12 protein-coding genes are annotated in these 8,263 nt (G+C 38.2%); 6 read left to right on the plus strand and 6 right to left on the minus strand.

Going from position 1 to position 8,263, the window contains the following annotated elements; translation table 11 throughout:
- Positions 1-16: 16 nt before the first annotated feature.
- Together ACTCNA_RS08725 and ACTCNA_RS08730 are read right to left on the minus strand one after the other, a co-directional pair.
- The gene (locus ACTCNA_RS08725) at positions 17-796 is read right to left on the minus strand and encodes a rhomboid family intramembrane serine protease (RefSeq protein WP_462947521.1); all 780 of its coding nucleotides are present in this window, start codon (positions 794-796) and stop codon (positions 17-19) included.
- Positions 797-955: 159 nt separating this feature from the next.
- Positions 956-1,993: a threonine aldolase family protein gene (locus tag ACTCNA_RS08730; RefSeq protein WP_462947522.1), complete on the minus strand. Its 1,038-nt coding sequence runs from the start codon at positions 1,991-1,993 to the stop codon at positions 956-958.
- A 79-nt stretch (positions 1,994-2,072) separates the two neighbouring features.
- Here ACTCNA_RS08730 and ACTCNA_RS08735 point away from each other — a divergent pair, with 79 nt between their 5' ends.
- From ACTCNA_RS08735 to ACTCNA_RS08745, 3 genes are all read left to right on the plus strand, one after another.
- Positions 2,073-3,377, plus strand: a complete 1,305-nt coding sequence (locus ACTCNA_RS08735) for a cryptochrome/photolyase family protein (RefSeq protein WP_462947523.1) — start codon at positions 2,073-2,075, stop codon at positions 3,375-3,377.
- Between the two features lie 143 nt (positions 3,378-3,520).
- The gene (locus ACTCNA_RS08740) at positions 3,521-4,129 is read left to right on the plus strand and encodes a hypothetical protein (RefSeq protein WP_462947524.1); all 609 of its coding nucleotides are present in this window, start codon (positions 3,521-3,523) and stop codon (positions 4,127-4,129) included.
- Entirely contained in the window at positions 4,130-4,531 is a 402-nt protein-coding gene (locus tag ACTCNA_RS08745; protein ID WP_462947525.1) for a hypothetical protein, read from the plus strand.
- 503 nt (positions 4,532-5,034) lie between these two features.
- Here the strand turns inward: ACTCNA_RS08745 and ACTCNA_RS08750 are convergent.
- Together ACTCNA_RS08750 and ACTCNA_RS08755 are read right to left on the minus strand one after the other, a co-directional pair.
- Positions 5,035-5,454: a PIN domain-containing protein gene (locus ACTCNA_RS08750; RefSeq protein WP_462947526.1), complete on the minus strand. Its 420-nt coding sequence runs from the start codon at positions 5,452-5,454 to the stop codon at positions 5,035-5,037.
- Positions 5,447-5,683, minus strand: coding sequence for a hypothetical protein (locus tag ACTCNA_RS08755; protein WP_462947527.1), 237 nt, complete (start codon positions 5,681-5,683; stop codon positions 5,447-5,449). Before ACTCNA_RS08755 ends, ACTCNA_RS08750 begins: the two co-directional genes overlap by 8 nt.
- Positions 5,684-5,912: 229 nt before the next feature.
- Between ACTCNA_RS08755 and ACTCNA_RS08760 the strand changes: the two genes are divergently transcribed.
- The 3 genes from ACTCNA_RS08760 (at position 5,913) to ACTCNA_RS08770 (ending at position 7,126) form a co-directional block, all read left to right on the plus strand.
- Entirely contained in the window at positions 5,913-6,113 is a 201-nt protein-coding gene (locus tag ACTCNA_RS08760) for a hypothetical protein (RefSeq protein WP_462947528.1), read from the plus strand.
- A 141-nt stretch (positions 6,114-6,254) separates the two neighbouring features.
- Positions 6,255-6,848, plus strand: a complete 594-nt coding sequence (locus tag ACTCNA_RS08765; RefSeq protein ID WP_462947529.1) for an RNA polymerase sigma factor — start codon at positions 6,255-6,257, stop codon at positions 6,846-6,848.
- The gene (locus tag ACTCNA_RS08770) at positions 6,845-7,126 is read left to right on the plus strand and encodes a hypothetical protein (RefSeq protein ID WP_462947530.1); all 282 of its coding nucleotides are present in this window, start codon (positions 6,845-6,847) and stop codon (positions 7,124-7,126) included. Before ACTCNA_RS08765 ends, ACTCNA_RS08770 begins: the two co-directional genes overlap by 4 nt.
- 15 nt (positions 7,127-7,141) lie before the next feature.
- Here the strand turns inward: ACTCNA_RS08770 and ACTCNA_RS08775 are convergent, their stop codons facing one another.
- Together ACTCNA_RS08775 and ACTCNA_RS08780 are read right to left on the minus strand one after the other, a co-directional pair.
- On the minus strand, positions 7,142-7,558 hold the full coding sequence (locus ACTCNA_RS08775) for a type II toxin-antitoxin system VapC family toxin (protein WP_462947531.1): 417 nt from the start codon (positions 7,556-7,558) through the stop codon (positions 7,142-7,144).
- Positions 7,555-7,806: a DUF6364 family protein gene (locus ACTCNA_RS08780; RefSeq protein WP_462947532.1), complete on the minus strand. Its 252-nt coding sequence runs from the start codon at positions 7,804-7,806 to the stop codon at positions 7,555-7,557. Before ACTCNA_RS08780 ends, ACTCNA_RS08775 begins: the two co-directional genes overlap by 4 nt.
- Positions 7,807-8,263: the final 457 nt, after the last annotated feature.

The following is an 8,263-nucleotide window of genomic DNA, read 5'->3' on the forward strand; positions in this document are numbered from 1 at the left end:
AATATCATTTAAAATTTTAATACTCTCCGGTGTGGTTGGTGTTTTTTGAAAAATAGTTGTCCGGAAAGCCGGAATTAACCTGCGTGTTGCTATTTTTCTTTTCAGGATGCTGTGGTTGCAATTCTTCGTTTTCTTCTTCCGTTACTTCCTCCTCCTCTTCTTCTTCTTCTTCCCATTCAAACTTATCGCGTCGGATAATGTATTTCCGGTAGTAAAAAGCCAGCACAACTCCTGAAATGGCTCCCCACAAATGCCCTTCCCACGATATTTTGGGATCGATGGGAAGCAACCCCCAAACCATTCCGCCATACAAAAAAACAACAACTACCGAAAGCGTGAGCAACCGGATGTCGTTTCGGATAATTCCACTCACAAAGTGAAATGCAGCCAGTGCATACACCACACCGCTGGCACCGATGTGCCATGCCGGCCGACCAGCCAGCCAAACGGTTAATCCGGCCAGTAAATAAAGCTGAATGAAAATGCGGTAGGAAATGTGCCTGTAGAAATAGATGAGCGCAAAAAAAAGGATAAAAAAAGGTATTGAATTGGATATTAGGTGGCTAAATCCGGAATGAATGAACGGGGAAAACAGGATTCCCGGCAAACCCCTCAACTCCCGTGGAAAAACACCCCATTCTACCAAACTGATTCCGGTAACCAGTTCGGTGATTTGTACCATCCAGAAAACAAACACAAACAACGCCGGAAGTATGAGTGAGTGGATAAAAATCCGTTTTTCCAGTTTCGGATCCAGCTTTTTTGGGTTGCTCGGATAGTAATTAAACAGGCGCATATTTTTCTAAATTTCAATTATCAAACCTCAAATTACAAATAAATACCAATTTTCAATATTCAAGTTCCAAAATACAGACTGAAACTTAACAGGAAAGTGAGTGTTAAGTTTGAAATTTTATTTTTTGGATTTTGAAAATTAATTGAGTTTTGTTGCTTGTTATTTGGAATTTGAATGCAACAGATTTTTTATCAGTTGTACAAACTCGTAAATTTCGGTTTCTGTGGTATCAAACGAAGTCATCCAGCGCACTTCGCCTTTAAATTCATTCCACGGGTAGAAAAAGAAGTGTTCCTGCAACGGGGCAATTATTTCTTTGGGAACCTGCGCGAAAACACCGTTGGCTTCAACATTTTGGGTGATTTTTATTTCCGGAATTTTTGAAACTTCGGCTTCGAGCAGTTTAGCCATTTTGTTAGCATGTGTAGCCGTTTCTTTCCATAAATCATTTTCGAAATAGGCAAGGAACTGCGCCCCAACAAAACGCATTTTCGAATAGAGCTGCATACTTTGTTTGCGGAGATATTTTGTGTTAATCGTCAGCTCCGGGTTAAATAAGAGAACCGCTTCTCCCATCATCATCCCGTTTTTTGTGCCGCCAAACGAGAGTACATCCACGCCGCAATCTTTGGTAAACGCTCTGAAATCCATGTTAAGCGCCACGGCAGCATTGGCAATCCGCGCGCCGTCCATGTGCAGCAGCATATTATTGCTGTGCGCCAAATCAGCCAGTGCCCTTATTTCGCCGGGCTGATAAACCGTGCCCATTTCGGTTACCTGCGATATGGAAATCACCCGCGGTTGGGAATGGTGCTCAAAATCAAATCCTTTCAGGTGATGTTTAACCGATTCGGGGGTGAGCTTTCCGTTTTCGGGCTCAACCGGAAGAAGCTTGCAGCCTGAAAACTTTTCCGGTGCACCACATTCGTCTTCTTCAATATGGGCTGTTTCGGCACAAATAATCGAGTTGAAACTTTGGGTTACCGTTGTTAATCCCAGCACGTTGGCACCTGTCCCGTTAAAAACGAAAAAAACTTCTGTCTTTTCACCAAATTTTTCTTTAAACCGTTGAATGGCTTTTTGGGTGTACGGATCATCACCGTAGCCATTTACATGTCCCTGGTTGGCTTCTTCAATCCCTTTCAGTATTGCAGGGTGTATTCCCGAATTATTATCGCTTGCAAATCCTTTATTCATTTCATTAAAAGTTTGTCATATTCTTTGTAAATTCATGCAAATATTTAGATCTGTTAAAGTAAGAAAAAAAAGAAGTTTTATGGAAGATAAAATTGTACTATTTTGGTTTCGGCGCGATTTGCGGTTGCACGATAATCATGGCCTTTTTCAGGCGTTAACATCAGGCTTGCCGGTTTTGCCTGTGTTTATTTTTGATACGGAAATCCTGGATAAACTAAATTCCAAAACCGATGCCCGTGTTTCGTTTATTCATGCTGAAACTAAAAAAATAAAAACTGAACTCGAAAAAAATGGAAGTACGTTAAAAATATTTCATTCAATATCTTTGGATGCCTTCAGAGAAATTGTTGAAACATTCGATGTGGTGGCTGTTTACTCGAACAAGGATTATGAACCCACAGCCCTGGAGCGCGATAAAAAAATAAAAACATTTCTGAAAGATAAAGGGATTGAGTTTCTGCAGTTTAAAGACCAGGTTATTTTTGAAGAAAATGAGGTTCAGAAAGACGATGAAACACCCTACACCGTTTTTACGGCCTACAGCAAAAAATGGAATAAAACGCTGAAAAATAATCCGGTTTCAGCATTCGAACCGGAAAAGAAACTGGATAAATTGTTGAAAGTTTCCTCTTCTTCGTTTCCAAAACTGAAGGAACTGGGGTTTGAATATAGTGATATTGAATTTCCTTCACGTGAATTCCCGGAAGAGGTAATTCGCAATTATGCCAAAACCCGCGATTTTCCGGCAGAAGAGGAGGGAACAACACGACTGGGTATTCATTTGCGGTTTGGCACGGTGAGTATCCGTCAGTTGGTGCAAAAAGCGGCCGAACTTTCGGATGTGTTTCTGAGTGAGTTGATTTGGCGGGAATTTTACATGTCGGTTTTATGGCATTTCCCGCATGTGGTAAATAAAGCTTTCAAACCGAAATACGATTTTATCAACTGGCGAAACAACGAGGAAGAATTCGAGCGCTGGTGCAAAGGGGAAACCGGCTACCCGATGGTGGATGCCGGAATGCGCCAACTCAATGCAACCGGGTTTATGCACAACCGGTTGCGGATGGTTACCGCCAGTTTTCTAACAAAACACCTGCTCATCGACTGGCGCTGGGGGGAGGCTTATTTTGCCGAAAAATTGCTCGATTACGAACTGGCTTCCAACAATGGTGGGTGGCAGTGGGCGGCAGGTTCAGGCTGCGATGCAGCTCCTTATTTCCGGATTTTTAACCCTGAAAATCAGCAAAAAAATTTCGATCCCAAAGATAAGTACGTGATGAAATGGGTGCCCGAAATGGGAATGAAAAGATACCCGGAACCAATTGTTGAACACAAGGAGGCCAGGGAAAGAGCCTTGCGGGTTTACAAGGAGGCGTTGAAGTGAACATATTTTCGTGAAGAATTTAAAAGTGTTGACGACAATTGCTTTTGTCAAATTATTAAACACACCCAGACTGATAAAATAAGCGATAATTATTTTTTCCCTCCTTGTCACATTCTGTTTTGTAAAAGTACTGAAGGATAAACGTGATAATTTTTAAACTTAAAAAACTTATTGAGACAAGTTTAGATTTGAAGTTGGAAAGTACATCAACAAACGCCAGTTCCAATGATAATGGTGTATCTTCCATTACTTCTCGTATTCCACTTGAGAACCAAAGATTAAAAGGGACATCTTATTATTATCAGACAGATAAAATTGTACATTTCACATCAATGCAAAATCTTTTTTCAATTATCAATGAAGGTTCTGTTCGTTTGTACAACCTGAATAATAGCAACGACTCTGAAGAGTATATTCATGCTGCCAATCTATTGAATGACATTTACAGATTGCAAAATTTTAATGAAACAAGAATTAATAAGAAAATTGAAGAAATCAAGGAATATTCTTTTATTCTGTCTTCAACTTCCATAGAATTTTTGGGACAGAAAAAATTTTGGGAAAAGTATGCAGATTGTGGAAAAGGTGTGGCATTAGAATTTGAAATAATTGATGATATTAGTAACTGGGAAAATTTTTATTGTTCAAAAGTTCATTTTAATGAAGCTCATAAATTTGATTTATTGATTAAAGAATGGAATAGTCTACAAAAAAAGGTAGAGAACATTCATTACGATATTAAATTGCATTAGTTGCTAAGTATTAATAAATCAGAATATTGGGGATGGGAAAATGAAGTTAGAATTCTTGCACAACACCCAATTAAATGTAGTAACGTTCCAAGTAGTGAAATCCATTTTAATGAGCGAATTTGTTGGGATTTTCGTTCAAACAAGCAAAACAAAGCAATAAGATACTTTAAACTCCCCTTATGTGATAAAACGGGTAGTTTTATTGAAAAAAATCTAAATGAACGAAACGAATATTTTTGGTCAAAAATTCCAAAATTAAGAATTTTTGATATTCATTTTGGTCCAGAATTAGAAATACCTGCTTTTCGGAGATTTCAAGAAAGATTAAGAACTTATATTTGTAATAAAACAAATGTGTGGTTGAAAAATTTACCAAAAGATAAAATAAGGTTACAGGATTAGTTATTCCCATTAGAGCGGAATTGTATTCTTGTCTTAGTTGAGGTTTCCGGTTGCGGCATCCGCCTGACCAGTTTCGGGCAGGGTTTCTCCCACAGGGATTTCTTTGGAGCCATCCGCCGATTTAGAAATGCCTGCCAGACGACAAGGCAGGCGTGATTTTCATATTATGAACCAACTTACAAATCGCGCTACCTGTTAGGACAGGTTTCGCAGAAACAGCAGCGTTAAATTTAGCCAGTTTTTTTTGGCTGTCCCTTTTGTTGGAAAAAGTTTTACACCGCGGCTTTAGACCGGTGCAGGAAGTGCCTTAGCTAAAACAACGGCTTCAGCCGTTAATGCTTAAATGCTAAAGCTTTCCTTTTACTGTATTTCTGTTCACCGGGCTAAAGCCACGGTGTAATATCCTGTTATCCGGGTTAGAAATAATGGTATTTAAGCGAATAGATTGTGGCAATTTGGGAGGAATACTCAAATTTGTAACCGATTCGGTGTTCCTTATTTTTTCATGGTTGTAAAACGTGATTTGACCAATTGTCAATCTTTAATCCGGTAATTCGTTTAAAATGTTTTTCATTGTTTGTCACCAGAATCATGTCATTATCAATTGCCACTCCTGCAATCAATAAGTCAATATCATCAATAATATTCCCTGATTGCCTTAAATTAGAATATAATTTTGCGGAAATTTTTGCAGAACTGTCAGTCATTGGGATAACCAGGTTGTCAATGACGAAATCTTCGAATATACTCAGTTGCTTAAGCGCGTTTTTTGCGAGCAATCCACCTAAAATCTCATAGTATGTAATTATGCTTATCTCAATTAAATCATAATGTTGGAGGTAAAATTCAAAGTTTTTAACTACTGTTTTATCTCCTTTAAAATAGTATGAAAGAATATCAGTATTAATAAGTGCTCTATTCATCAATTCTACGCCTGTTTTTTTGACGATTACTTATCAGCTTCTCTGTCAAATCTTTAAATGTAGATTCATCGATATCCTGCCATGAACCGGCGTAGGATAAAGTTTTGCTTTTCCGGACAATCTCATGCTCAAGTTTTGAGACGTACTCGTCCAGTTCTTTCAGTTTATCTTTTGGAATACGGTTTATACGCCTTAAAAGTTGATTGCGTCTTTGAATATCTGTAATCATACTTTACTTTTTTTGCAAATATACAAAATAGCATTTAGAATTTACACGGTCACCTTTTTTGCAGTCACTGGTTTGTTCATTGAATCAGCGGCGCTCAACCCTGACAGGTTTCCCAAATTCTGTCAGGGTTAAAAGACCCAAAACCATTAGGCTTTTTTATTTGAGTTATCCCTGGTATCATCAGATTTAAAAAAAATACTTAATTTTGACCTGTAGAAAAATGTAAGTTATGAAGGAACAATATATTACCGACAAAAAAGGAAGGAAAGTAAGTGTTATCTTGCCCATTAGGGATTACCGTGAAATGCTGGATAAACTGGAAGAATTGGAAGATATAAGGGCTTATGACGAAGCAGTATCGGGAAGTGAAGAATCAATCCCTGCAGAACAGGCCTTCACCGAGATAGAAGCAAAGCGTAATGACTTATAAAGTAGTAAAAGACATTCTTACAGTGAGAGTAATCAGAATAGGCCACCGTAAGGATGTTTACAGGTAAATCGGGGTTCTCATCTCTTCTGACTTACAAAAAATTTGTACTTTCACCCATCAAATGACCAAAACTGCACCTTGATGGGAAATATTTCACTGAAACTGTCACATACCGTTTTTAGGAGGAACCAAACAACAGCATATACCGATGAAGAAATTGTGGAAGGGATTCTTGAAAATTCTAATGCAGCCTTCGGGTATATTTACAAATGGTATTATCCAAAAATTAAAAAAATGGTATGGTCGTTTAAAAATACGCTGCTGCTACCCGACGATGTTTTCCAGGAAGGCCTGACCCGTGCGGTGATGAATATCCGCAGCGGCAAATTTAGGGGCACCAGTTCGTTTTCATCTTATCTGAACAGCATTTGCTATAATATTTGCCTGAAAGAACTGAGCAAATACCGGTTTTCGCCACCTGAAACCGAAGTGCCCGACGAAACCGACGATGAGAATTACGAGTTGCTAAGCGCACTGGTTGGCTTAATGCACCGGTTAGATAAAAAATGCCGTTCCATCATCGACCTGCGTTTCAATATTTCTGCACAAAACAAAACGGAAAACCCGGAAGAAACCCGTAAAAACACACCGTTTGAAACGGTAGCCGAACAAACCGGCCTTTCGTCGCAACCGAAGAGGATTCCACTAAACCGGAGTCATTTGAACCGCAGGTGAAAGAACCTGCAAGTTATGCCAATTCCGGCAAATATATTGAAGAAGAATTTACACTGAACTATCAAATCAAAAACGATTCTGTTGTTTTAAGCTGGCAGCCTGTATTTAATACCGAAACCAACATAATTATTCTTTCCCGGGAAACAGAAAAAGAGGTGTTTCGGAAGTTAATCCAGCCTGATTCGGAAAGTATTGCGTTGTATCGTAACGCACTGCCCTCGGGAGAAATAATCTGGTTTCCTGAAGGTTTTGCAATACGCGACACTGTGTTGAATTAATGCCGAATATTATTGTTATTCAACAGTTTCTAAAAACTGTTTTGCGGTCATCACCGGTATCTTTGAATTTTTAAAGTCTTTCAGGTTTCGGGTTATTATTAAATCCTGATCGTACTCAGTTGCTGTAAAATATTGCAGGCCATCCTCAAAATCAGAGAAGGTTTCATCATTCAAAGCCAGTCCCACAACTTTATCATCCAATGGCAATATATTTACAATCAGCCTCAATTTCCTGAGTGTTGATTTTGCCTTGTCCGGGGTCATCTGTTGTAATAAAACATAACTCGTGTTGGCAATTGTCAAAGAAGATACAGCCAATTCAACCAGCTTTCTGTCCGCTAAGGAAAAAAGAGTTGAAGCCTCATCGTAAAAAAGTACTCTCCGGGATAACAAATCAATAACAATATTTGTATCAATGAGTAACTGTTTCATTTGTATTTTTCATTCAAATGGTCACGGTATTCCTTTTTGTAATCAAAATCAGCCGGTAAATCAATAACCCCGCTTAAACTCTCAACCAGAGGTGTAATTGATTGATTTGTCTCCTTCCCTTTCTGCTCGGCAATGCTGCTGAGATAAGATTCAACCATTTTTGAAAGACTAATCTTGTGGTCACGTGCATAAGTTTTAGCCCGCTTAATCACATTATCATTTAACCTCAATGTTAACTTTGTTTCCATAATAGCATTAATTTATTGACGTGTAAATTTAAAATATTTATACGGCAATAACAAATTTATATCTCCTGATCTGAATTATACAATCAAATTAACAGCCCGATTTTTTCTCCTTGCCATGTTTTGCAGCTTACACGTTCCGGTATTTTCACAAACCATTATGAATGTATCCTATAGCACAAAATGAACAAATGTGGCAACAGTTTTTAAGTGGAAGAATGTTTTATTAAAAATTAACCAATTGAAAATGTGCAAGATTAATTAAGAAACAAATAAAAAATTATGCTCCGATGAAAAAATATTTTAAACCGGGTTTAAACAAATCCAGGCACGATGAAAGAAATTACATTATCCCCAAATCTTTATCGCGTAAAAATTTTGAAGAATGGATGGCCGGCAATAAAACTGCCATCAGCGATTTTTTGGATTACCAGATTCATATTGAAATATTGGGCGATTG

This window comes from Tangfeifania sp. (genome assembly GCF_055108615.1).

Bases quoted from the DNA above. Each gene is read 5' to 3' on its own strand.
- ACTCNA_RS08760 (WP_462947528.1), top strand. From the start codon at position 5,913: ATGAAGGAACAATATATTACCGACAAAAAAGGAAGGAAAGTAAGTGTT.
- ACTCNA_RS08755 (WP_462947527.1), bottom strand. From the start codon at position 5,683: ATGATTACAGATATTCAAAGACGCAATCAACTTTTAAGGCGTATAAAC.
- ACTCNA_RS08750 (WP_462947526.1), bottom strand. From the start codon at position 5,454: ATGAATAGAGCACTTATTAATACTGATATTCTTTCATACTATTTTAAA.
- ACTCNA_RS08765 (WP_462947529.1), top strand. From the start codon at position 6,255: ATGGGAAATATTTCACTGAAACTGTCACATACCGTTTTTAGGAGGAAC.
- ACTCNA_RS08775 (WP_462947531.1), bottom strand. From the start codon at position 7,558: ATGAAACAGTTACTCATTGATACAAATATTGTTATTGATTTGTTATCC.
- ACTCNA_RS08735 (WP_462947523.1), top strand. From the start codon at position 2,073: ATGGAAGATAAAATTGTACTATTTTGGTTTCGGCGCGATTTGCGGTTG.
- ACTCNA_RS08780 (WP_462947532.1), bottom strand. From the start codon at position 7,806: ATGGAAACAAAGTTAACATTGAGGTTAAATGATAATGTGATTAAGCGG.
- ACTCNA_RS08730 (WP_462947522.1), bottom strand. From the start codon at position 1,993: ATGAATAAAGGATTTGCAAGCGATAATAATTCGGGAATACACCCTGCA.
- ACTCNA_RS08725 (WP_462947521.1), bottom strand. From the start codon at position 796: ATGCGCCTGTTTAATTACTATCCGAGCAACCCAAAAAAGCTGGATCCG.